The 23,226-nt window shown below is 67.4% G+C and carries 21 protein-coding genes and 1 pseudogene; 6 read left to right on the top strand and 16 right to left on the bottom strand.

Annotated features, from left to right (window positions below; translation table 11 throughout):
• The first annotated feature begins 38 nt into the window (after positions 1 to 38).
• On the top strand, positions 39 to 2,945 hold the full coding sequence (gene polA / locus ACIQC9_RS11120) for a DNA polymerase I (protein ID WP_400615742.1): 2,907 nt from the start codon (positions 39 to 41) through the stop codon (positions 2,943 to 2,945).
• Positions 2,946 to 3,055: 110 nt separating this feature from the next.
• On the opposite strand, the gene ACIQC9_RS11115 is transcribed toward polA, so the two are convergent.
• Entirely contained in the window at positions 3,056 to 3,409 is a 354-nt protein-coding gene (locus tag ACIQC9_RS11115; protein WP_400615740.1) for an AraC family ligand binding domain-containing protein, read from the bottom strand.
• A 59-nt stretch (positions 3,410 to 3,468) separates the two neighbouring features.
• Here ACIQC9_RS11115 and ACIQC9_RS11110 point away from each other — a divergent pair.
• A pseudogene (locus tag ACIQC9_RS11110) lies at positions 3,469 to 3,635 on the top strand (DNA polymerase); the annotation flags it as partial.
• 6 nt (positions 3,636 to 3,641) lie between these two features.
• On the opposite strand, the gene ACIQC9_RS11105 reads toward ACIQC9_RS11110, so the two are convergent.
• The 3 genes from ACIQC9_RS11105 to ACIQC9_RS11095 all read right to left on the bottom strand — a co-directional run bounded on the left by ACIQC9_RS11105 (position 3,642) and on the right by ACIQC9_RS11095 (position 7,268).
• Complete coding sequence (locus ACIQC9_RS11105) at positions 3,642 to 4,163, bottom strand: hypothetical protein (RefSeq protein ID WP_400615739.1); 522 nt, start codon at positions 4,161 to 4,163, stop codon at positions 3,642 to 3,644.
• 159 nt (positions 4,164 to 4,322) lie between these two features.
• Positions 4,323 to 5,168 (bottom strand): TIR domain-containing protein, encoded by an 846-nt coding sequence (locus ACIQC9_RS11100; protein ID WP_400615737.1) that lies wholly within the window; start codon positions 5,166 to 5,168, stop codon positions 4,323 to 4,325.
• Positions 5,169 to 5,252: 84 nt separating this feature from the next.
• Positions 5,253 to 7,268 (bottom strand): AAA family ATPase, encoded by a 2,016-nt coding sequence (locus ACIQC9_RS11095; protein WP_400615734.1) that lies wholly within the window; start codon positions 7,266 to 7,268, stop codon positions 5,253 to 5,255.
• A 365-nt stretch (positions 7,269 to 7,633) separates the two neighbouring features.
• On the opposite strand from ACIQC9_RS11095, the gene ACIQC9_RS11090 reads away from it, so the two are divergent.
• The 4 genes from ACIQC9_RS11090 to ACIQC9_RS11075 all read left to right on the top strand — a co-directional run bounded on the left by ACIQC9_RS11090 (position 7,634) and on the right by ACIQC9_RS11075 (position 11,304).
• Positions 7,634 to 8,548: a hypothetical protein gene (locus ACIQC9_RS11090; RefSeq protein ID WP_400615732.1), complete on the top strand. Its 915-nt coding sequence runs from the start codon at positions 7,634 to 7,636 to the stop codon at positions 8,546 to 8,548.
• A gap of 64 nt (positions 8,549 to 8,612) precedes the next feature.
• Positions 8,613 to 9,908: a homogentisate 1,2-dioxygenase gene (hmgA, locus tag ACIQC9_RS11085; protein ID WP_400615730.1), complete on the top strand. Its 1,296-nt coding sequence runs from the start codon at positions 8,613 to 8,615 to the stop codon at positions 9,906 to 9,908.
• A complete protein-coding gene (locus ACIQC9_RS11080) occupies positions 9,905 to 10,288 on the top strand; it encodes a hypothetical protein (RefSeq protein WP_400615727.1) in 384 nt (127 codons plus the stop codon). The genes hmgA and ACIQC9_RS11080 overlap by 4 nt, the downstream gene beginning before the upstream one ends.
• Positions 10,289 to 10,329: 41 nt before the next feature.
• Entirely contained in the window at positions 10,330 to 11,304 is a 975-nt protein-coding gene (locus ACIQC9_RS11075; protein ID WP_400615724.1) for a DUF1295 domain-containing protein, read from the top strand.
• 19 nt (positions 11,305 to 11,323) lie between these two features.
• Here the strand turns inward: ACIQC9_RS11075 and ACIQC9_RS11070 are convergent, their stop codons facing one another.
• The 12 genes from ACIQC9_RS11070 to hisG form a co-directional block, all read right to left on the bottom strand.
• Entirely contained in the window at positions 11,324 to 11,608 is a 285-nt protein-coding gene (locus tag ACIQC9_RS11070) for a hypothetical protein (protein ID WP_400615721.1), read from the bottom strand.
• 85 nt (positions 11,609 to 11,693) lie between these two features.
• Positions 11,694 to 12,671, bottom strand: coding sequence for a glucokinase (gene glk, locus ACIQC9_RS11065; protein ID WP_400615719.1), 978 nt, complete (start codon positions 12,669 to 12,671; stop codon positions 11,694 to 11,696).
• A gap of 64 nt (positions 12,672 to 12,735) precedes the next feature.
• Positions 12,736 to 14,628 carry a phosphogluconate dehydratase gene (gene edd, locus ACIQC9_RS11060; RefSeq protein ID WP_400615717.1) on the bottom strand — a complete coding sequence of 631 codons (1,893 nt, stop codon included), beginning with the start codon at positions 14,626 to 14,628 and terminating at the stop codon, positions 12,736 to 12,738.
• Positions 14,628 to 15,344, bottom strand: a complete 717-nt coding sequence (gene pgl, locus ACIQC9_RS11055) for a 6-phosphogluconolactonase (protein WP_400615715.1) — start codon at positions 15,342 to 15,344, stop codon at positions 14,628 to 14,630. The genes edd and pgl overlap by 1 nt, the downstream gene beginning before the upstream one ends.
• Positions 15,337 to 16,794 (bottom strand): glucose-6-phosphate dehydrogenase, encoded by a 1,458-nt coding sequence (zwf, locus tag ACIQC9_RS11050; protein ID WP_400615713.1) that lies wholly within the window; start codon positions 16,792 to 16,794, stop codon positions 15,337 to 15,339. The genes pgl and zwf overlap by 8 nt, the downstream gene beginning before the upstream one ends.
• 23 nt (positions 16,795 to 16,817) lie before the next feature.
• Entirely contained in the window at positions 16,818 to 17,480 is a 663-nt protein-coding gene (gene hisIE / locus ACIQC9_RS11045; protein WP_400615711.1) for a bifunctional phosphoribosyl-AMP cyclohydrolase/phosphoribosyl-ATP diphosphatase HisIE, read from the bottom strand.
• Positions 17,477 to 18,244, bottom strand: coding sequence for an imidazole glycerol phosphate synthase subunit HisF (hisF, locus tag ACIQC9_RS11040; RefSeq protein WP_400615709.1), 768 nt, complete (start codon positions 18,242 to 18,244; stop codon positions 17,477 to 17,479). The genes hisIE and hisF overlap by 4 nt, the downstream gene beginning before the upstream one ends.
• A complete protein-coding gene (locus ACIQC9_RS11035) occupies positions 18,241 to 18,975 on the bottom strand; it encodes a 1-(5-phosphoribosyl)-5-[(5-phosphoribosylamino)methylideneamino] imidazole-4-carboxamide isomerase (protein WP_400615707.1) in 735 nt (244 codons plus the stop codon). The genes hisF and ACIQC9_RS11035 overlap by 4 nt, the downstream gene beginning before the upstream one ends.
• A complete protein-coding gene (gene hisH, locus ACIQC9_RS11030; RefSeq protein WP_400615704.1) occupies positions 18,972 to 19,568 on the bottom strand; it encodes an imidazole glycerol phosphate synthase subunit HisH in 597 nt (198 codons plus the stop codon). Before hisH ends, ACIQC9_RS11035 begins: the two co-directional genes overlap by 4 nt.
• Before the next feature lie 31 nt (positions 19,569 to 19,599).
• Positions 19,600 to 21,036, bottom strand: a complete 1,437-nt coding sequence (gene hisB, locus ACIQC9_RS11025; RefSeq protein WP_400615702.1) for an imidazoleglycerol-phosphate dehydratase HisB — start codon at positions 21,034 to 21,036, stop codon at positions 19,600 to 19,602.
• The gene (hisD, locus tag ACIQC9_RS11020) at positions 21,033 to 22,340 is read right to left on the bottom strand and encodes a histidinol dehydrogenase (protein ID WP_400615700.1); all 1,308 of its coding nucleotides are present in this window, start codon (positions 22,338 to 22,340) and stop codon (positions 21,033 to 21,035) included. The genes hisB and hisD overlap by 4 nt, the downstream gene beginning before the upstream one ends.
• Complete coding sequence (hisG, locus tag ACIQC9_RS11015) at positions 22,340 to 23,221, bottom strand: ATP phosphoribosyltransferase (protein ID WP_400615698.1); 882 nt, start codon at positions 23,219 to 23,221, stop codon at positions 22,340 to 22,342. The genes hisD and hisG overlap by 1 nt, the downstream gene beginning before the upstream one ends.
• Positions 23,222 to 23,226: the final 5 nt, after the last annotated feature.

The raw sequence follows: 23,226 nt of genomic DNA, 5'->3' as shown, positions 1-23,226 counted from the left end.
CCGGTGACGGGCGCGCGTCGCCCGCCTATGTTCCGGCCATGACCGAAGCGCCCAAAGACACCGCCGACCGCCCTCTGACGCAGGACGGCCCCGCGCTGCGGCTGTGGATGATCGACGCCTCGGCCTACATCTTCCGCGCCTATCACGCCCTGCCGCCTCTGACGCGCAAGTCCGACGGCCTGCCGGTGGGCGCGGTGCAGGGCTACTGCAACATGCTGTGGAAGCTGATCCGCGACATGAAGGGCGCGGACGGGCCGACCCACCTCTTGGCCATTTTCGACCATTCCGAGAAGACGTTTCGCAACGATCTGTACGACCAGTACAAGGCCAACCGCTCGGCCCCACCCGAGGACCTGATCCCGCAGTTTCCGCTGGTGCGAGAGGCGACGCGGGCGTTTGGCGTGCACTGTGTCGAGCTACCCGGCTATGAGGCTGACGACCTGATTGCGACCTATGCCTGCCGGGCGCGGGATGCGGGCGGCGAAGCCGTCATCGTCTCATCCGACAAGGACCTGATGCAACTGATCGGCGGCGGCGTGGTCATGTGGGATCCGATGAAGGATCGCCGTCTGGCCGAGCCCGAGGTGTTCGAGAAGTTCGGGGTCGGGCCGGAAAAGATGATCGACCTGCAGGCCCTGATCGGGGACAGCGTCGACAACGTTCCCGGCGCCCCCGGCATCGGCCCCAAGACCGCGGCCCAGTTGTTGGATGAATACGGCGACCTCGACACACTGCTGGCCCGGGCGGGCGAGATCAAACAGCCCAAGCGCCGCGAGACCCTGATCAACTTCGCCGATCAGATCCGCCTCAGCCGCGAGCTGGTGAAGCTGACCTGCGACGCCCCGGCGCCCGAGCCGATCGACGACTTCATCGTCAAGGATCCCGACCCCGAAATCCTCGCCGCCTTCCTCGACGAGATGGAATTCCGCTCGCTGCGCAACCGCGTCGGCGACGGCAAGGCCCCCGCCCGCGACGGCACAGCCTTCGTCGCCCGGCCCAAGCCCATGACCGCGCCGGTGATAACGCCTCGCTATGCTCCGACCGCGCCGACGGCGCCCGTCGAGGGGCAGGGCTTCGATCACGACGCCTACCACTGCATCCGCGATCTGGAGGCGCTGGACGCCTTCATCGCGCGCGCGACCGAGGCGGGCATGGTCGGGTTCGACACCGAGACGGATGCGCTGTCGGCGACCCACGCGGGGCTGTGCGGCGTGTCGCTGGCGATCGGGCCGAACGACGCCTGCTATGTGCCGGTGAAGCATGAGCATCCGCCGCTGGAGGGTGCGGGGGGGCTGGATTTCGGGGGGGAGGGGGATCAGCGGGAGCCGCTGAACCAGCTGGACAAGCCCACGGTGCTGCAAAGGCTGAAGGCGCTGCTGGAGAATCCGGCGGTGCTGAAGGTCATGCAGAACGGAAAGTACGACATCGCGGTGATGGCGCAGAGGGGGATCACCGTCGCGCCGTACGACGACACCATGCTGATCAGCTATGTGCTTGAGGGCGGGCTGCACGGGCACGGGATGGATGAGCTGGCGCGGCTGCATCTGGGCCACGACCCGATCCCGTTCAAACAGGTGGCCGGGACCGGCAAGGCGCAGAAATCGTTCAAGCATGTCGAGCTGAAGCCGGCCACCTGCTACGCGGCCGAGGATGCGGACGTGACCCTGCGCCTGTGGCGTATCCTCAAGCCCCGGCTGGCGGAGCAGGGGCTGGTCACCGTCTATGAGACGCTGGAACGCGGCATGCCCGCGGTGCTGTCGGGGATGGAGCGTGCCGGCATCCGCGTCGACCCGACCCGCCTGAAATCCCTGTCCAGCGAGTTCGGCATGCGCATGGCCGAGCTCGAGGCCCGCGCGCACGAACTGGCCGGCCGCCCGTTCAACGTCGGCTCCCCCCGCCAGATCGGCGACATCCTGTTCGGCGAGCTGAACCTGCCCGGCGCCAAGAAGACCGCGTCCGGCCAGTTCGAGACCGGCGCCGCCACCCTGGAAACCTTGGCCGAAACCCACGAACTGCCCCGCGTCCTGCTGGACTGGCGACAGCTGTCCAAGCTCAAGGGCACCTACACCGACGCCCTGATCGAGGCCGCCGACAAGACCACCGACCGCGTCCACACCAGCTACCAGCTGGCCGCCGCCACCACCGGCCGCCTCGCCAGCTCGGACCCCAACCTGCAGAACATCCCGATCCGCACCGAGACCGGCCGCCAGATCCGTCAGGCCTTCATCGCCGGCCCGGGCAACGTCCTGATCAGCGCCGACTACAGCCAGATCGAGCTGCGCCTGCTGGCCCACATCGGCGACATCCCCGAGCTGAAACGCGCCTTCAAGGCGGGCATCGACATCCACACCGCCACGGCCAGCGAGATGTTCGGCGTCCCCGTCGACCAGATGGACCCCGAGACCCGCAGACGCGCAAAGGCCATCAACTTCGGCATCGTCTACGGCATCTCGGCCTTCGGTCTGGCCGCCCAGCTGAACATCGACCAGGGCGAGGCCGGCGCCTACATCAAGACCTATTTCGAGCGCTTCCCCGGCATCCGCACCTATATGGACGCCACCCGGGCCGAGGTGCGCGAGCGCGGATACGTCTCGACCGTCTTCGGGCGCAAGATCCACATCCCGGCCATCCACTCAAAGTCGGGCGCCGAGCGCCAGTTCGGCGAACGCGCCGCCATCAACGCCCCCATCCAGGGCGCCGCCGCCGACATCATCCGCAGGGCCATGATGCGCATGCCCGCGGCCCTGACCGACGCGGGTCTGGAAACCCGCATGCTGCTGCAGGTCCACGACGAACTGGTCTTCGAAGCCCCCGAAGCCGAGGCCGACGCCGCCATCGCCGTGATCAAGCGGGTGATGGAGGGCGCGGCGGAACCGGCCGTGGCGCTGACCGTGCCGCTGGTGGTGGACGCGCGGGCGGCGGGGAACTGGGACGAGGCGCACTGAAGACGCTAGGGGCGTCTTCAGATTCTTTTTGGCGCTAGCGCTCGCGACGCGGTCGCTCGCTACTTGAGCGCGGCGCGCCGGGCGCGCGGACGCGTCAGAGAGGATGCGGGCTATGCATCGCCTGCCGTGCGCCAGTGGGGGTAGGTGACATAGGCGGTGGTCGCGCCCTCGGGATGGGCGCGGATGGTCACCGTCTCGCCTCTCGGCATGTAGACGATCTCGCCCGGCCCCGCCGTGACCTCGCTGTTGTCGGTCGAGACCGACAGCCGACCCTCCAGCACGATCATCACGTCATCGACGGCCATGGTCTCGGTCAGGCTCTGGTCGGGGCCCCAGCAGCCATAGCCGATCGTCACCGGTCCGCCGTGCCGCTCGTCCACGAGATTGCCGGTGAAGATGTCAGCCGCCTGCCCGGGCGACCGCTCCATCACGGCGTCGTCGATGGTGAGTTTGCGCATCTTCATGGGCGGGCTCCGTCTGTGCGGAGGGAAGGCGGGGAAGGGATGGGTGGTTCCGTGGGAAGCTGCAGGTCCACGACGAGCTGGTCTTCGAGGCTCCCGAAGCCGAGGCCGACGTCGCCATCGCCGTGATCAAACGGGTGATGGAGGGCGCGGCGGAACGGCTGGGGCGCTGACGGTGCCGCTGGTGGTGGATGCGCGGGCGGCGGGGAACTGGGACGAGGCGCACTGACGTAAGTCAGTCATCTCGGAGGAATGCGGCGTAGTCCCAGCCATCTTCAACGAATGCAAAGGGCGGAATTCCCGCCTCCTTTCTGAGCGCCTCGGCTAGTCGCCACGCTGTTCTTCCCAAGCGGGCTGCGGTGTCGCCAAACACCTTTTTGGCCTGTTCCCGAGAAGGATTTTCCGTCGCTGGATCGTAATCACCCGCCCGCCCGACCGCGAAACCTTTGACTAGAGGGATGGTGTTTTGAAAATCTCGCAACTCCGCCGCTCGGAGTGCGCCAACGGCCTGCCAGTCGATGTCATTGGGGAATTTGAGGTCTGGGATCTGAGTGACACCCGCTGATGGGTCGTCGTGATTAGACCCCACCATTGCGCACTCTTTGGCGTAACGCTCGAGCACTCTGGAGAACCTGTGGGCTACAAAGGCTTTGCGCTCGGTGGCTTCCAATAGTCTTGCCGCCTCGGTCCGAGCATCGTCGTCAAGGCGATCTTGCCGTTGTTTTTCGTATATTCTTTCCGCTTGTTGGGTCTGCATCCGGCCACCGAGCCAAACTCCCCCCAACGCTCCGACTAACGTGAGCATTGGTGCTAGTGCGGTGAGGATCGCGCCGGCATTCGCGATGAACGGAACTATGGCTTCCTGAGATGGCGGTACAACCATTTCGAAGTGTTCCCTCTGACGCTGCAGGGTGATTCAGAAGGTAGATCTCTTCCCAACCGTTGGTGGCGGAGGAGCCGATGGTGCGGACGCCAGTCCTCTCGGCGGTGGTGGCATCTTGGAAGGCGGGGGAGGCGGAGGCGGCGGTGCAGGTAGCGTGTCGAGACCGCCGAGGAGTCCGACCCCGAACGGTCGTTGATAAGTTCGCAATGCATTGGGCGTCGCGAGCTGGTCAGCTTCTAACTGCTGCAACACTCGGGCGATCATTTCGGCCGAAGGCGGCGGCACCCGGGCGGGCAGCCGGTCAGAGATGTCCGAGAGAGCGGACGCAATCTGAGTCAACTGGACCGATAGATCGGCGGTGGTCGGAGAGGATCGTTCTTTTTTTACGCCTTTCCAGAGGTCGGGGTTGTTGATGCCACCCTCGAATCTCTCCCACCAAACTGGGAAAGCGGTGTCGATGTGTGACTCCTGCAGGCCCAGCTCAAGCAACTCGTTGAGGCGGTGGCACAATGCCTGAATATCCACATGCGACGTGCTAAGCGCCTGAAGCTGAGCTAGAGGGGTGTTGGCCAGTTCACCCGTCGAAACACCGCACAGCAACGGTATCGCAGCTGATCGTCCGACACGTTTCGCAATCGCGCCCGCTTCAAAGTGAAGCCACGGCCGAGTCAGATTTTGCGGCGTAACGACGATAACTCCGACGTCACAAGCGTCTAGCTGAGCGGCAATTTCCGTAAACCAGACATCGCCAGCTTTCAGATCTTTGCTCGCGACGAACAGCTGTGGCGATGCCAAAACGAAGCCGAATAGCTGTTTTAAGTTTTCCGCGATGGTCCGAGACTCGTCGCCGGACCAGCTAATGAACCCGCTCTTTGGCATACTGCACTCCCGAGAACGTATATCTCAGTCACCCAACCCAAACTGGGCTTTGTCGACGTCGGCCACTTGGTCACCAGAAGCCCCTTACTTCAGAGACACATTTATCGCGGTGACTAATCGAGCGAGATTGTCCCGCTCTTCCGACGACAGATCATCCGCTGTGTGACTGCGAGTCCATCGGATGAACGCCTTCGCCAACTTGTACTTAGAGAAATTTTCCTTACCGACAACGCGGTTGAATACGTCGACGACCGGCTGGGTTGGGTCCTTTGCCAGTTCGGCCGAAATATCCCAGCTAAACTCCGCCTTGGCGATTGCGACGAGGGTGCCACGGAGCAAATCTTCAATCTCCGCCTTAGGCACGCTAGGCTGCATAAAATCCTTCGTTCGAAGGATGCGCTTGTTGCCCAAGCGATGGACAAGAACCTCTTGGGTCGCCGCGCGATCACCGGCGGAATCGGAGTCAAGAAGGGCCGCGACCTTCAGGCCTTGAGCGTGAAGAATCGTCGCAAAATAGACCACCTTGCTGGCTGTATTCGAAGGAATAAGAGCAATGCGAGCGTCCAACTCAGATAGGCCCGCGGCGGTGAGTAGGTCAGCCGAGGCCTCGAGGTAGAAAAGATCGGTCAGACCCTCAAGTATGAGGTTGCGTTGCTGCATGAATAGGCTTTGGGCCATGTCATATCCCAGCGCCTCTTGAAGGGGCAGTAAGGCGGCTGGATCGCTCGACGTAATGCTCGTGTGGACTTTGGTCCCTACGTTCCGATCGGTGAGCTCAACCACCCGAACAAGATCGAGTTCGTCCGGACCGACCATGAACGGCGAGTGTGTGGTGAAGATGGTCTGGTTATCATCAGCTAGCCGCGAGAGAGTCAGACGGAACTCACGCTGTTTGAGGGCGTGAAGGCTCACGCCGGGCTCATCGAGCAGCAATATTGTGTTGTGATGTTGGTCCCCGCGCTCTGCGAAAAAGACAACGAAAAACGATACTAACCATTGGAACCCTTCGGACCGTTGATCCAGCTCGATGCTGACCCCGATGCCATCCTCGACGACGACTTTCAGATACTGCCCATTGGCGGTGACCTTCAGCCGACTCGCTTCCCCCTTACCTTCATCGGGATTCCAGACTTTCGTGATCTCCCGGCTAAGCGCCAAACTTGCGGCGTCGAGTTGGTAGCCTCGCTTATCGAGCTGGGCTCGATAAGCTTCCCATTCCGCTGTTTTTCCCGCACTTGGCTCGGCGGTGCTACCAAGCTTGGAAAGTTCGCGTGCTTTAAAGCCAAGCAGCTTCAACAGGCACGAGTTTCCGTAGTCATACTGGTCGTCGTCCAGCACGCCCGTTTCTAGCCGATCGGCCAAGTGGCCTAAATGAAGATTGGGCCTGACCCGGAAGTAGTTACTGAAGAGCACGAAAACCGGAAGCCAATCATACAACTTGTTCGCGGCTGCAGTGTACTCGACGACGTCATTTAGACGCGTCGACAGGTTCTTGTGGCGCTCAATCTCCTTCTCATTCTCTTCGTCGACAACGGCTAGGTTTTTGAGAAGCCAAGCTCGAAGCTGCTCGGTATCTGCCCCGTGCATGGGCTTCCCGACAACCCAGTCCTTCACCAGCGCCTCTAGCTCGGTCGCATATTTTCTGGCTTCAGTGTCGCCTCGGTCAAGGTGCGCCGCGAGCCGCATAAGATCAGCTTGCAGATCGCCGTAGTTCGGAATGACTGGCGCGCCCGTGATCAGATGGGTGTGAGTGTTGTCTAACCGGCGCGTGATAATGTAGCGGCAGTCGCTGCTTCGCCACTTCTCTGGAATTACATCCAAGTCATCTTCATCGAGAACGAATGTTCCTGTGACCACTGGGACATTGCCGGGCAGGACGCGTTTGGTTGTGATGTCATTGTATAGCGCCCTTGGATAGTCCCGAAGCGCGTCGAATTTTTTCACGCCTTTCGGTGGGCAGAGCTGTTGAAGAGCTTGCAGGATTGCCGATTTTCCAGCCTCGTTCGGGCCGACCATGATGGTTTTCAGCTTCTCAACCGCGAACTCTCCAGTGTCGCGGATGCTCCGGTAATTTTGAACCCTAGCTTTCTCGAGGCGCATAGCATTCCCCCTGCAAACCTACCGTCTGCTTGCGTGGAGAACACCGGTGGACGTCGCAAGAGTCAACCGTAAGTAACGTGGTTGGAACGGAGCCTCTCGGTTGTTCCGACCCGGACGCCGTAGGTCCATCCATTGAGACTCGGCGGATGCTGCTGTCCCCTCCACCACTTCGTGGTCCCGTCGTCGTCGCGCGATGCGCGCCTCCTCCACCCCCAAAGGGGGAGGAATGGAGGAGTGCGCAGCGCAGCGTCCCCTCGATCCCTGAGCCCCCTCAGGCGTCATGACCTTTCCAGACGCTGCGGGCCTTTGCGCCCCGTGCGAGCGTCCCAGCGCCCCATACGTGGCGGCGGGGATAGACTCCGCGCATGGGGAAGCACTTCAACTCGAAACATGAGGACGGGACGTGGCGGGCGCTGTTCGGGCGTTGGCATGCGGGGGAGGACGCGCGCGCGCTGAGGCGCGAGGCGGGGGTGTCGGGGGACACCTGGCAGGCGAATGCGAAGCGGCTGGGGATGCGGATCCGGGACCTGCCGGACGGGCATCCGGCGAAGCGGGGGGCGCCGCCGCATGCCGAGCGGGCGGACGACTGGAAGCATCCCAAAAGTCTGTTGAATGAGGGGGAATGGCGGGCGCTGTTCGCCCTGAGGGCCGAGGGGGTTCCGGATACGGCGCTGTGCGCGCGGTTCGGGGTGGCGGCGGCGACGATCTGTTCGCAGGCCAAGGTGAGGGGGATCAGGCGGGAGGATATCCGCGAGGTCGTGAAGCGGGCGGAATCGCCTGCGGCGCCGGCGGTGGAGACGGCGGCGGTTCCGCTGTCGGGGGTCGAGATCGTGATGGGCGATCCGGGGCGGACGATGGCCGCGTTCGACGGGGCGATCGCCGAGGCGGGGAGGCGGGCGGACTATGTGACGGTGACGACGGCGTGTCGGGCGAAGCTGTCGGTGCGAAGAGCGATGTTCGGGGAGGGCGGAGGTGTTGCGTCGAGCCGTCCCCACCCGGTCGCCCCCGATCAGGTCGGGGACGACCACCCTCCCCGGGGCGGGGAGGGAGAGCCGGCGGATTGGGCCGATCCGGTGTTGCGGGGCTCGCAGACGCCGCCGGAGGGGGACTGGACGACGTGGCTGTTTCTGGGCGGGCGCGGGGCGGGCAAGACGCTGGCGGGGGCGATGTGGCTGAGCGATCAGGCCGAGGCGCTGGGGCCGGGCGGGCGACTGGCGCTGATCGGGCCGACGCTGCACGACGTGCGCGAGGTGATGATCGAGGGGGCGTCGGGGGGCTGATGGCGGACGTGGCGGTAGCCAGCAGCGCCGCGCTGGCCTAGATCGAAGGCAAGGGAGACACGTGATGACGCGAGCCAACGCGCCTCAGTACATGCCGGGTTTCGGCAACCATTTCTCGACCGAGGCGGCGGCGGGAGCCCTGCCCGAGGGTCGGAACTCGCCGCAGCGAACGCCGATGGGGCTGTACGCCGAACAGCTGTCAGGGACGGCCTTCACCGCGCCGCGGACGGAGAACCGACGTTCGTGGCTGTATCGTCTGAGGCCCTCGGCCCAGCATCCCGCCTATCGGGCCTTCCCGCAGGGCAAGGTCCGTTCCGGGCCGTTCCATGAGGCGCCGCCGTCGCCAAACCGGATGCGGTGGGATCCGCTGCCGATGCCGGATGAGGCCACCGACTGGGTCGAGGGTCTCGTCACCTATGGCGGGAACGGCGACGCCGAGGCCGGAACAGGCACGGGCATCCATCTGTACGCCGCAAACCGGTCGATGATCGACCGGGTCTTCTATGACGCCGACGGCGAACTGCTGATCGTGCCGCAAACGGGCGATCAGGTCTTCGTCACGGAGATGGGCCGCATTGACGCGAAGCCCGGTGAGATCGTGGTCATTCCGCGCGGCGTGCGGTTCCGGGTCGAGTGTGCGGGACCGATCCGGGGCTATGTCTGCGAGAACTACGGCGCGGCGTTCCGCCTGCCGGATCTGGGACCGATCGGATCGAACGGTCTGGCCAATCCGCGAGATTTCCAGACGCCGGTCGCAGCGTTCGAGGACGTGGATCGGCCCACCGAGTGCGTGCAGAAGTTCGGCGGGCGGCTGTACGTCACGACCTTCGACCACAGCCCGCTGGACGTCGTCGCGTGGCATGGCAACAACGCGCCGTACAAGTACGACACGGCCCGGTTCAACACGATCGGGACGATCAGCTTCGATCACCCGGACCCGTCGATCTTCACCGTCCTGACCTCGCCCAGCGACACGCCGGGGACGGCCAACTGTGACTTCGTGATCTTCCCGCCGCGCTGGATGGTGGCCGAGGACACGTTCCGGCCGCCGTGGTTCCATCGGAATGTGATGAGCGAGTTCATGGGGCTGGTGCTCGGCGAATATGACGCCAAGGAAGGCGGCTTCGCTCCGGGCGGTGCGTCGCTGCACAACTGCATGAGCGGGCATGGGCCCGATCAGGCCAGCTACGACAAGGCGGTGAAGGCGGACCTGAAGCCGGTGAAGATCGCCGACACCCTGGCCTTCATGTTCGAGACGCGGATGCCGATCCGCACCACGGAATGGGCGCAAACCAGCCCCACGATGCAACTGGACTACGACGACGTCTGGACCGGATTCGACAAGGGTAACCTCACATGAAGCGCCTGATCATCGCCGCCTTCCTGTTCACAGCCGCCTGTCAGGCGGCCCCGCAGGAGGTGATCGTGGATCATCCGGACATGCCGACCCCGGCGGTTCAGGTTCCGGAAAATGCGACGCCGCAGGAATGCGCCGCGCGGGGCGGGACGATGAAGCCGGTCGGCCGGGCGCAGACGATGCAGTGCGTCGTCGCCTATGCCGACGCGGGCAAGCGTTGCACTACCGGCTCGGACTGTCAGGGCGATTGCCGCATCGAGAGCACGCCGTTCCCGAACGCGGGGGCTAGCGCAGTTGGACAGTGTCAGGCGGACAGCCAGCCTTTCGGTTGTCACGCCCGGGTCGAGAACGGCAAGGCGACGCCCGCGATCTGCATCGACTGACGCTGGCGCATCCGAAAGCGGAGCGGTAGCGTTCCTGCGATATGAGCCTGACCGAGATCGCCGTCCTGCTGGGGTTGAACCTGGCCCTGATACTTGGGGTAATGCTGGCGCTGTGGGCGCTGGCGTTGCGCCTGAAGGACGTCAGCTTCATCGATGCGGTCTGGCCGCTGGGCATGCTTCTGCTCGCGCTGGCGACGCTGCCGCGCACCGATGGCGACCCGATACGCAGAGGGTTGCTGGTGTGGCTCTGCGCGGTCTGGGCCTTGCGGCTGGGATGGCACCTCTTCCGCCGCTGGCGCGCATCGGGCGCCGACGGCCGCTACGTTGAGCTGGTGGAGCGGCAGGAGCGCGAAAAGGGCTGGAGCTTCGGAAAGACGGCGCTGCTGTTCGTCTTCCTCCCTCAGGCGGCGTTCCTGTGGCTGACCTGCCTGCCCGTGCAGCTGGGGCAGGTCGCCTTTGCCCCGACGGTCGGTTGGCTGGGCTGGACCGGGGCGGTGCTGGCGGTGGTCGGAATCGGCTTCGAAAGCATCGGCGACGCCCAGCTTTCGGCGTTCAAGAAGGACCCGGCCAACAAGGGCAAGGTGCTGGACACGGGGCTGTGGCGCTACACCCGTCACCCCAACTATTTCGGCGACGCCTGCGTGTGGTGGGGTCTGTATCTTATCGCGGCCGAGACGGGGCCGGGCGTCTGGGCGATCGTCGGGCCGGCGTTCCTGACCTTCACCCTGACGAAGTGGTCGGGGATCGGACTGACCGAGAAGGCGACGCACAAGAGCCGGCCGGGGTATGCGGAGTATGTGCGGCGGACCAGCGCCTTCGTGCCCTGGCCGCCGAAACCGGCTGAACCCGCCCGGGCGGTTGCGGAGGACGCGCCCAAGCCCGCGAAGGCGCGGTCCGCGACCCCAAAAGCTGCACCCGACACCGCCGCCAGGACGGCTCCACGCAAACGGCCCGCCACGAAATCCGGAGCGAATCCGCCAAAGAAAAAGCCCCGCCGTCGAAACGGCGGGGGCTGATCTTCAGTCCGAACCCGATTTACTGGGCAGGAGCCGGGGCCGGAGCCATGGCGCCTTCGGTCGAGGGCGAGGTGTTCGGCGTGTTCGAGGTGGTCATGCCACCGTCGGCATTGCCGGCTTGTTGCTCGATCATGTCGGCCTTTTCGTTCAGGGCCTTTTCTTCGGCCTCGTTCGGGGTCGCGGCGGCTTGGGCCTCGAGGGCGTCAGCCTGGGTTTCCGCGGCCTTGTCGGCGCTGCTTTCGCCGCAGGCGGCGACGCCGGCGAGGGCGAGAGTGGCGACCGAGGCGATGATGAGTTTACGCATGTTGGTTTTCCTTCCCTGTGGGAGACCAGAGAATGCTCTGGCTCAAGGAAGGTTCACGCCACCGTGAGAGTCTCGTGACGCAGGCCTATTCCGCGTCGGCGAACGCCACTCGCGCGGCGCCCAGCAGGGCGGCGTGCTTGTGCAGGATCACGTTGGTCGGAATGGCGGCCATATAGTCCTGGAACCGGCCCTTGCGCTCGAACCGCTCGCGGAACGGGCTGGCCTGCAGGAACGGCAGGATGCGGGGCGCGATGCCGCCGGCGATATAGACGCCGGACCGGGCGCCGGTGGTCAAGGCGATGTCGCCGGCCACGGCGCCGAGGATGGCGCAGAAGCGGGCGAGGGTGGCGCCGCAGTGGCTGCGCGGGTCCTCCAGCGCCTCTTTCGTGATCTGGGCGGGATCGTCGATATGGGTCTCGCGGCCGTCGATCTCGGCCAGCGCGCGGTGCATGTTGAGCAGGCCGGGGCCGCAGATCAGGCGCTCGATCGAGACGCGGTCGTAGCGACGGCGCAGGATGCGCAGGATTTCGTCCTCTACCGGATCGCCGGGGGCGAAGCAGGCGTGGCCGCCCTCGGACGGCATGGCGATCTCATGGCCGTGGATGTCGCGGGCGAGGGCGGAGACGCCGAAGCCGGTGCCCGGTCCGAGCACGGCGATGGCGGTGTGTTCCTCGCCGTCCTCGGGGCCGCCCAGCGAGGCCAGCTGATCCCTCGGGACGACGGGGGCGCCCCAGGCGAGGGCCTCGAAATCGTTGATCAGGCGGACGGGGTTGAGGCCAAGGGTCTGGAGCTCGGCTTCGGACACGCGCCACGGGGAGTTGGTCAGGTCGATCTCGCCGTCGGTGACGGGACCGGCCACGGCGATGACGCCGGAGGTCGGCTTGACGTCGCAGCCGTCGACGAAGGCCTTCACGCCCTCGAGGAAGGTCGGATAGGTCTCGGCCGGGAAGCTCTCATGGTGTTCGAGCACGGGCCTGCCCTCGACCATATGGGCGATGGCGAAGCGGGCGTTGGTGCCCCCGACGTCGCCGACGAGGAGGGTCTTGTCCCACTGAACAGTCATGTTGTTTTCGCCCTATCGCTCGCGACGCGGTCGCTCGCTGCTTGAGGGCGCTCCCTTCCTGTTTCTATGCGTCCACCGCTCGGTCGACCACGTTCGGGTCTGGCGGGGTGTCCTTGTGATCGATTGCGCCCGGCGTCGGCTGGAAGCAGACGGAGGCGCCCTCCTCGGCGGTCGAGACGACGTGGCGGAAGGCGCCGAACAGCTCGCGGCCATAGCCCCATGACGACCCCTCGGCGTGGGCGTCGGAGCGCACGGCGGCCGGGCGGCCGGTCAGGTCGGCGATGCCGACGGTGGTCAGGGTTCCGGCCTCGGCGTCGAGTCGGATGATGTCGCCGTCACGGACGTGGGCGATGGGACCGCCGGCCAGCGCCTCGGGGCTGACGTGGATGGCGGCGGGGGTCTTGCCCGAGGCGCCGGACATGCGGCCGTCGGTGACGAAGGCGACCTTGAAGCCCTTGTCCTGCAGGACAGATAGAGCCGGCGACAGGCTGTGGAGTTCGGGCATTCCGTTGGCCCTAGGGCCCTGAAAGCGCAGGACGACGACCACGTCGCGGTTCAGATGTCCGTCCTTGAAAGCCTGAAGCGCGTCTTCCTGCGTCTCGAAGACGGCGGCGGGGGCCTCGACGATGCGGTTCTCGGGCTTGACCGCCGAGACCTTGATGACGGCGCGGCCGAGGTCGCCCTGCACGAGGCGCAGCCCGCCTTCGCGGTCAAACGGATTCGACGCGGGGCGGAGGATGTCCGTGTCCAGACTTTCCGACACGCCGTCGCGCCAGACCAGCTCGCCGTCGACCATGGACGGCTCCTGGAAATAGGCCTCGATGCCCTGACCCATGATGGTCGTGACGTCGGAGTGGATATTGCCGGCCTGCGCCAGCTCGCGGGCCACGAACGCGACGCCGCCGGCGGCCTGGAAGGCGTTCACGTCGGCTGAGCCGTTGGGATAGACGCGGGCCAGCAGCGGGGTGACGGACGACAGCTGGTCCATGTCGGTCCAGTCGATCAGCACGCCCGCCGAGCGGGCCATGGCGACCAGATGGATGGCGTGGTTGGTAGACCCGCCGGTGGCCAGCAAGGCCACGATCATGTTGACGATCGACTTCTCGGAGATGACGTCGGCCATGCGGCTTTCGCCTGTACGGGCCAGTTCCACCGCACGCTTGGCGGCGGCGGCGGTCAGGGCGTCGCGCAGGCCGGTCTCCGGATGGACGAAGGCGGTCGAGGGCATGTGCAGGCCGCCCAGCTCCATCATCATCTGGTTGGAGTTGGCGGTGCCGTAGAAGGTGCAGGTGCCGGGCGAGTGGTAGCTGCCGATCTCGCTCTCCAGCAGGGTCTGACGATCGACCTGGTTCTGGGCGTAGAGGGCGCGGACGCGGGCCTTCTCGGCGTTCGGGATGCCCGAGGGCATGGGGCCGGCGGGGGCGAAGACGACGGGCAGGTGGCCGAAGGCCAGGGCGCCCATGAACAGTCCGGGGACGATCTTGTCGCAGACGCCCAGCATCAGGCCGGCGTCGAAGGCGTCGTGGGTCAGGGCGACGCCGGTGGACATGGCGATGACGTCGCGGCTGAACAGCGACAGCTCCATCCCGGGGCGGCCCTGGGTGACGCCGTCGCACATGGCGGGCGTGCCACCGGCGACCTGTGCGGTAGCGTCCATCTCGCGGGCGGCCTGACGGACGATGTCGGGGAAGCGCTCGAACGGCTGGTGGGCCGAGAGCATGTCGTTATAGGCGGTGACGATGCCGATGTTCGGCTGTTTGCCGCCCATGGCTGTGAGCTTGTCGCGGATCGGCGAGCCGGCGAAGGCGTGGGCCCAGTTGGCGCAGCTCAGCTTGGCGCGGCCCACGCCGCCCTCGTTCGCGGCGTCCATGCGGCGCAGGTAGTCGGCGCGGGTCCTGCGGCTCTTCTCGCGGATGCGGTCTGTGACCTCGGCGACGACGGGGTTCAGGCGAGCCATCAGGCTTTCTCCGTCCACAGAACGTCCAGTGCGACGTCGGCGGCGACCAGGGCGGCGATAGGGTGGACGCGCGGGTCGGCGGCGGCCTCGCGCTCGAAGACGGCGCGCTTCTGCTTGCCGGTGATGGCGAGGACGACGCGGCGGGCGGTCATCAGCCAGGGCAGGTTGATGGTCAGGCGCTCCATGGAGGGCGCCATGCCGTCGCGGCCCTGGGGCACGCCATAGACGGCGGGCTTCAAGGTCGGGGTGAGCAGGGTCTTCAGGGTCGGACTTTCAGGGAACATGGAACAGATATGGCCATCCTCCCCCATGCCGAGAAGGACGGCGTCGAGGCGATCGCCTTTTGAAGCCAGATCGTGACTGGCGATGGCGGCCGCCCGGTCGACCGTGACCGACGGGTGATAGAGGGGGACGAAGCTCGCGGCGGATGCCTTGCCGGTCAGCAGGGTCGTCTTCAGCAGGGCGGCGTTGGAGTCGGGCGAGGACTCCGGAACGTAGCGCTCGTCGATCAGGGTGACGGCGACCCTGGACCAGTCGAGGTCGGCGGAGGCCATCTCGCGGTAGATGGGGGCGGGAGTGGAGCCGCCCGAGCCGGCGAAGATGGCCAGCCCGGTTTCGACGACGGCGGCGGACAGGGCGTCGATCAGAAGGTTCGCGCAGGCGTCGGCCCATGCGTCGCCGTCGGCGTATTCCTTGATGGCGGGAACCTCACCCATGTGTCGTGTTCCACGCGCGGCCGGTGCGTTCGAGCAGATAGTCGGCTTCCTGCGGGCCCCAGGTTCCGGCCTTGTATTCGATCGGCTTCACATGGCCGTCGGTCCAGGCTTCGGAGACCTCGTCGACCCATTTCCACGCCTGTTCGGCCTCGTCGCGGCGGACGAACAGGGTGGAGTCGCCGTGCAGGGCGTCGAGCAGAAGACGCTCGTAGGCGATACGGCGGCGAGGCGGCTTGGCGGACTTGTCGTTCTGTCCCCACGACAGGGACATGCGGATCGGCTGAAGCTGCATGCGCTGATCGAGGCCGGGCCGCTTGTTCATTACCGTCAGCGAAATATCTTCCTGCGGCTGCAGCTCGATGATCAGTCGGTTCGCCTCGACCTGTCCGCGGTCGTTGTCGAAGATCGAGTGGGGCAGGGCCTTGAACTGGATGACGATCTCGGTCCGCTTCTCGGGCAGGCGCTTGCCGGTGCGCATGAAGAAGGGGACGCCGGCCCAGCGCCAGTTGTCGATGTCGGCGCGGATGGCGACGAAGGTCTCGGTGTCGGAGTCCGCGCCCCGCTCGTCGTCATAGCCCTTGACCGTTTCGCCCTCGCTCTCGCCGGCGACGTACTGGCCGCGAACGGTGACGCGGTCGGCCTCGTCGTGGCTTATGCGGCGCAGGGACCGCAGCACCTTGACCTTCTCGTTGCGGACCGAGTCCGGATCGAGATCGGAGGGCGGCTCCATCGCCACGAGGCAGAGCAGCTGGAGCATGTGGTTCTGCAGCATGTCCCGCAGGGCGCCGTACTCGTCGTAATAGGGCCAGCGGTCGCCGACGCCGACGGTTTCGCCGACGGTGATCTGGACGTGGTCGATCGACAGATTGTTCCAGAGCGGCTCGAAGATGGTGTTTCCGAAGCGGAGCGCGATCAGGTTCTGAACCGTCTCCTTTCCGAGGTAGTGGTCGATGCGGAACACCTGATGCTCGGCGAACGCGTCGGAGACGGCGTCGTCGATCTCGCGGAAGCTCTCGAGGTCGCGCCCGACCGGCTTCTCCAGCACGACCCGGTCGTCGGCTTCTGCCAGGCCGGCGGCGCGCATTGCGGTGACGATGCGGGCGTAGAGGGAGGGCGAGACGGCGAGGAAGCTGGTGCACTCGCCGGAGCCGACCTTGTCCTTCAGTGGCTTGAGGGACTCGGCCGAGGTGGCGTCGACGGCGATATAGTCGAGCCGGGCTTCCAGTTTCGCCCAGGCCTCGTCGGACCATGCGTCATCGGCCTTGGCCTTGCTCTCGACGGATTGGCGGACCTTGGCGACGTATTCGGCGCGGCTCTCTTCCGAGCGGGCGGCGCCGATGATCTTCAGGTCGTCGGCCAGCAGGCCGTCATGCTCGAGAAAATAGAGCGAGGGCAGAAGCATCCGCATGGCGAGGTCGCCGCCGCCGCCGAACAGCACCAGGGCCGCCATCAGTGCTCCTTCATTTCTACCGCCTAGCTCGACGGTGGTTTGGCCGCTCCCGCCCGTTCCGCCAACACGTCCAGCACGTCCTGAAACACCATGTGACGCGCCCGGAGCAGGACCATCAGATGATAGACCAAATCCGCGGCCTCGGCGGCGAGTTCCGCATCATCTCCCGCAACGCCGGCGAGAGCGGTCTCAACACCCTCCTCCCCAACCTTCTGGGCGACGCGTTTGGGACCTTCGGCGAGCAGGCGGGCGGTCCAGCTTTCGGCAGGGTCGGCCGCGGCGCGGGCGGCGATGGTCTGCTCCAGCCGGGCCAGACGGCCGACGCCGGGCGCGTCCTCGTCGCCGAAGCAGCTGATGCGGTTCAGGTGGCAGGCGTTGCCGACAGGGCGGACCTTGAGAACGATGGCGTCGTTGTCGCAATCGGGGGTGATGGAGACGACATGCAGCCGGTCGCCTGAGGTTTCACCCTTGCGCCAGCGGCCGCCGCGCGAACGGGAGAAGAAGGTCGCCTCGCCGGACCGGATCGTTTCGTCGAGGGCGGCCGGGTCCATGTAGGCGACCGTCAGCACCTGCAAGGTGGCGGCGTCCTGAACGACGACCGGGATGAGGCCGTCGCCCTTGGCGAAGTCGAGGCTTGCCGGGTCCAGTTCCTCCCCTATCGGCGAGGAACGCTCGTCTTCACTCATTGTCTTACCTCGATGCCGTTTTGAGCCAGCTCGGCTTTCAGCGCCGGAATCTCCACCGTCCCCGTGTGGAACACGCTCGCCGCGAGCGCGCCCGACACCTTCGCCTCCTCGAACACCTGCCGGAAATGGTCCGCCGAGCCGGCGCCGCCGGAGGCGACCAGCGGGATGGTCAGGCGGGCGCGGGCGGCCTGCAGCTGGGTGATGTCATAGCCGCGACGGACGCCGTCCTCGTCCATGCAGTTGAGGACGATCTCGCCAGCGCCGAGGGTCTGGGCCTCGTCCAGCCAGTCGAGGGTGCGGCGGCCGGAGGCGCGGCTGGCGTCGGGGTCGCCGGTGTACTGGTGGACGACCCAGTCGTCGCCGGCGCGACGGGAATCGACGCCGACCACCACGCATTGGGAGCCGAGACGTTGCGCCATCTCGCCGATCAGCTCCGGGCGTTCGAGAGCGGGGGAGTTGATGGAGACCTTGTCCGCGCCGTGGTCGAGACAGCGGGCGGCCTGATCGACCGAGCGGATACCGCCCGCGACGCAGAACGGGATGTCCAGCAGGCGGGCGATGTCAGCGACCCAGCCGTAGTCGAGGGTGCGGCCCTCCGGGCTGGCGGTGATGTCGTAGAAGACCAGTTCGTCGGCGCCCGCGTCGCGGTAGCGGGCGGCGAGTTCGGCGGCGTCGCCCATGTCGACGTGGCCCTCGAACCGCACGCCCTTGACCACCCGGCCGTCGCGGACGTCGAGACAGGGAATGATCCGGCGGGCGGTCATGCGTGGGCGGTCTTCAGGGCGTCTTCGAGGGTGAAGCGGCCTTCGTAGAGGGCGCGGCCGATGATGGCCCCGGATGCGCCGACGGACCGGGCCCCGATCAGGTCCTCCAGTGCGGCGACGCCGCCCGAGGCCTGAAGCCAGAGGTCGGGCCGACGCAGGTGCAGTTCAGCCAGCAGGTCGAGGTTGGGCCCGGTCAGGGCGCCGTCGCGACCGACGTCGGTGACCAGCAGATGTTTCGCGGTTCCGGCGGGATAGCGGTCCAGCGCGGCCCACAGGTCGACATCGGCGGCCTGGGTCCAGCCCTTCAGCGCGGGGACGTAGCGGTCGCCCTCGGCGCGGACGTCGAGCGCGAGGGTCAGCCGGTCGGGGCCGAAGCGATCGAGCCAGCCGAGGACCGCGTCGGGATCGGTGACGGCGAGCGAGCCGACGACGACGCGGGAAACGCCGGCCTCCAGAAGCCGCTCGACATCATCGGCCGAGCGGACTCCGCCGCCGGACTGGATGTGAATGTCGATGGCGGCGGCCAGGGCGCCGATGAGTTCGTGCTGCATGGCGCGGCCGGCCTCGGCGCCGTCGAGGTCGACGATGTGGGCCCAGGTCGCGCCGGCCGCAGCAAAGGTCGCCAGCCGGGCGGCGGGCTGGTCGTCGTAGCGGGTTTCGGCGTCGAAGCGGCCGTGCAGCAGACGCACGCAGACGCCCTTCCGCAGATCGATGGCGGGATAGACGATCACGCGGGAAGCTCCAGAAAGTTGCGGAGGATGCGGGCGCCGGTCGCGGCCGAGCGCTCGGGGTGGAACTGGCAACCCCAGCGATTCGCGGCGCGAACGACGGCGGGGATGCGGTCGCCGTAGTCGGCGTGGGCCAGGGTCGCCGGTCCATCGGGGCAGGCGTAGCCGTGGACGAAGTAGGCGTACTCGCCGTCGGTTACCCCCTCGAGCAGGGGATCATCCCGGTCGCGGGACAGGCGCGACCAGCCCATGTGCGGGACCGGGCGGTCGAGGGCCGGCTCGATCCGGCGGACGCGGCCGGGAATGAGGCCGAGCAGCGGCGCAGCGTCTTCATCGCTGTCGGTGAAGAGCAGCTGTTGACCAAGGCAGACGCCGAGGAGCGGGCGGGGGAAGGCGCGGATGGCGTCGGTCAGGTTGAGGTCCCGTAGCCGGGACATGGCATAGCCCGCGGCGCCGACGCCGGGCAGGATCAGGCGGTCGGCGTCGGCGACGGCGTCCGGCGTGTCGACGATCTGCACCGTTGCGCCCAGCCGCTCCAGCGCGAACCGGACGGAGGCGACGTTGCCGGCGCCGTAAGAGAGGATGGAGACGGTCATGACCGTCTCTGTGACCAGCGAGGGAGGATCGTCACAGCACCCCCTTCGTCGAGGGGACCGCTTCACCCTCCACGCGGATCGCCTGACGGAGGGCGCGGCCGAAGGCCTTGTAGGCGGCCTCGGTCTTGTGGTGGTCGTCGTCACCCTTGACCGAGACGTGAATCGCCGCGCCGAGGTGTTCGGCCAGCGACCGGAAGACGTGGGCGGTCAGGTCCGTGCGGTAGTCGCCGATGAAAGGCGTGTCGAACGTCCCCTCAAAGACCGGATAGGGCCGGCCGGACAGATCGATGGAGACCTGCGCCTCGGCTTCATCCATCGGCAGGACGAAGCCGTAGCGGGCGATGCCGCGGCGCTCGCCCAGCGCCTGCTTGAGGGCCTGACCCAGGGCGATGGCCGAGTCTTCGATGGTGTGGTGCGGGTCCGTGTGCAGGTCGCCCTCGCACGACAGGCGCAGGGCGAAGCCGCCGTGAGCGGAGATCTGCTCCAGCATATGATCGAAGAAGCCGACGCCGGTGGAGATCGAGGTCGGGCCGGTCGCGTCGAGATCGACGGCGCAGACGATGCGGGTCTCCTTCGTGTCGCGGACGCTCTGGCCGGTCCGGTTCGGGCGGGTTCGGGCCGGGGCGAGATCGAGGGCGGCGAGCAGGCGATCGTTGGCCTCTGTGCGGGCCGAGACGGGCAGGCGCAGACGGTCCCCGGCGCGCTCGCCGACGACGCCATAGCGGGCGAGGTCAGCGAGGACGGCGTCCGGATCGGACGGGCGCGCCATCAGGACGGGCCCGACGCCGGGTTCGACCACCATTTCGCGCGACAGGGCTTTCGACAGGCGCTCACGCTCGCGGCGGACGACGGCGATGCGCTCGCGAGTCTCGATCAGGCGGGACGGGTCGAGCGCCTGCAGGGCGAGGCGGACGGAGACTTCCGGCAGGGCGTAGGGCTCGATGACCGAGGCGAGTCGGGCGAGCGTTTCGGGTCGGGCCAGCGCGGCGCCGACGCGGGCGCCGGCGAGGCCGTATGCGAGCGACAGGCTGCGCAGGACGACGAGATTGGGGGCGTCGTCGAGAACGGTCAGGGCGGAGGGCGCGTCGGCGTATTCGGCCATGCCCTCGTCGACGACCATCAGGGCCGGGGCGACGCGGGCGGCCATGTCCGCCACGGCCTCGGGCGAACCGAGAGCGCGCAGGATGACGGCGCCGCGCGCGGCCGTTGCAAGGGCCGGCGGGTAGAGGGCGGCGAGTGCGCGGTACGGCTCGGCGTCCGGCGCCTCGACGGTCAGGCCTTCGCGAGCGCAGAGGCGGAAGACCAGCTCGAGCCCGTGGGTCAGACCGCGCACCGGAAGCGCGCGATCGGCCGTGACGCCGTAGATCTCGCCCATGCGGACGGCCAGCGCGCGGGGCTCGGCCGGATAGCGGTCGAGGCCGTCGCCGCCGGAGACGAGGGGAGCGAACGGGGCAGGGAGATTCTTCATCGGCCGCCCCGCAGGTCGGCCGCCCGGGCGTGGGCCTCAAGACCCTCCAGCCGGGCAAGACGGGCGGCGACGGGGGCGAGTTCGGCGGCGCCGGCGGCGGTGACGGACTGGATCGACATCGAGGTCATGAAGCCGGCCGTGGCGACGCCGCCCATGACCCGGGCGGCGCCGTCCGTGGGCAGGACGTGGCTCGGGCCGGCGGCGTAGTCGCCCAGCGTCTCGGCCGCGAAGGCGCCTACGAAGACGGCTCCGGCTGCGGAGATGCGGGCGACGAGGGCGTCGGGGTCGTTGGTCTGGATCGCGAGGTGTTCGGGGGCGTAGGCGTTGGCGACCGCGCAGGCCTCGGCAAGATCGGGGACGCGGATGGCGCGGCCTTCGGACAGGGCGGCGCGCGCGATGTCGGCGCGGGGCAGGGTCTGCAGTTGCTTTTCGACCTCGGCGAGGGCGGCGTCGATCAGACCCCGGCTGTCGGAGACCAGCATCACCTGGGCGTCCGGGTCGTGCTCGGCCTGGCTGAGCAGATCGGCGGCGACGATTTCAGGGTCCGCGTCGCGGTCGGCGATGATCAGCAGTTCGGACGGGCCCGCGGGCATGTCGACGGCTGGACCGCCGGGCAGGGCGGAGGCCTGCTTCTTGGCCTCGGCGACCCAGGCGTTGCCGGGGCCGAACAGCTTGGCGACCGGCTCGATCTCGCCGTCGTCCAGCACCGCGCCGAAGGTCAGGGCGGCGATGGCCTGCGCCCCGCCGATCAGCCACAGGGCGTCCAGCCCGGCCTCTGCGGCGGCGAGGATCATGGCGGGATGCGGCTCGCCGTCCCTGGAGGGCGGGGTCACCGCGACGCGGCGACCGACGCCGGCGACCTGCGCAGGAATGGCCAGCATCAGCAGGGACGAGAACAGCGGCGCCGTGCCGCCGGGAACGTAGAGGCCGGCCGAGGCGAGGGGCCGCCACCCGATGCGCGAGCGGACGCCGGGGGTGGTCTCGATCCATTTCGTGTCTTCCGGCTTCGTCGCCTGATGGAAGACGCGGACGTTGTCGGCGGCGATGCGCAGGGCGCGGGCGGCGGCGGGAGGCAGGGCGGCGCGGGCGGCGGCTTCCGCCTCGGGCGTGATGGCGATGCGGCGGGGCGGGGCGCCGTCGAGCTTGCGGCTCCAGTCGGCGACGGCGACCCCGCCGCGCGCGCGGACGTCGTCGAGGATGGCGCGCACGCCGTCGGTGACCGCGCTTTCTGTGCGACGCGCGGGGCGGGCCAGCGCGTCGCGGCGGCCGTCGGCGTCGAGGGTGGTCCAGTCGAGGCGGCGCATCACATCATCTTCTCGATGGGGAGAACCAGAATGGCGGAGGCGCCCTCGGCCTTCAGCTTCTCCAGCGTCTCCCAGAACACCGCCTCCTGACAGACGGCGTGAACGGCGACGGCGTCGTCGCGGCCGGACAGGGGCATGACGGTGGGCGCGCCGGCGCCGGGGAGCAGGGCGGTGATCCGGTCGAGGTGCGAGCGCGGGGCGTTCAGCATTACGTATTTCGCCCCCTGCGAGGCGACGACGCCGGACATGCGCTCGACGATGCTTTCCAGCAGTTCGGCCAGCGCGGGCTCGGGCGCCAGCGGCGAGCGGATCAGGACGGCCTGGGATTCCAGCACGGTCTCGCGCGCTTCAAGGCCGTTGGCCTCCAGCGTCGCACCGGTGGAGACGAGGTCGCAGATGGCGTGGGCCAGCTTTAGCCGGGGGGAGACCTCGACCGCGCCGCGCATGGTGACGATGTCGGCGTCCACGCCCTCTGCGTCGAGCCAGCGGCGCAGCACGCGGGGGTAGCTGGTGGCGACCCGCAGGCCCTGAAGCGACTGCGGGCCAGCGTAGTCGAGAGTCGGGGGCACGGCGATCTTGAGCGTGCAGCGGCCGAAGCCGAGCGGCATGACCACCTCGGCGACGGGGCCTCCATTACGGCCTTCCTCCAGCACATTCTCGCCGACGATGCCGAGGTCGCAGACGCCGTCGGCGACGAAGGTGGGGATGTCGTCGTCCCGGACGCGCAGCAGATCGATGGGGTAGTTCTCGACCCGATACAGAAGGTCGTTGGTCCCCTTGACCACGCGCAGACCCGCATCGCGAACGAGGTCGAGACTGCGTTCGGACAGACGGCCGGATTTCTGGACGGCGATGCGAAGCCGGCCCTGGACGGTGCTCATGACGG

It is taken from the genome of Brevundimonas sp. NPDC092305 (assembly GCF_044755415.1).
Classification (GTDB): domain Bacteria; phylum Pseudomonadota; class Alphaproteobacteria; order Caulobacterales; family Caulobacteraceae; genus Brevundimonas.
This window is presented reverse-complemented; position numbering and strand designations above follow the sequence as displayed.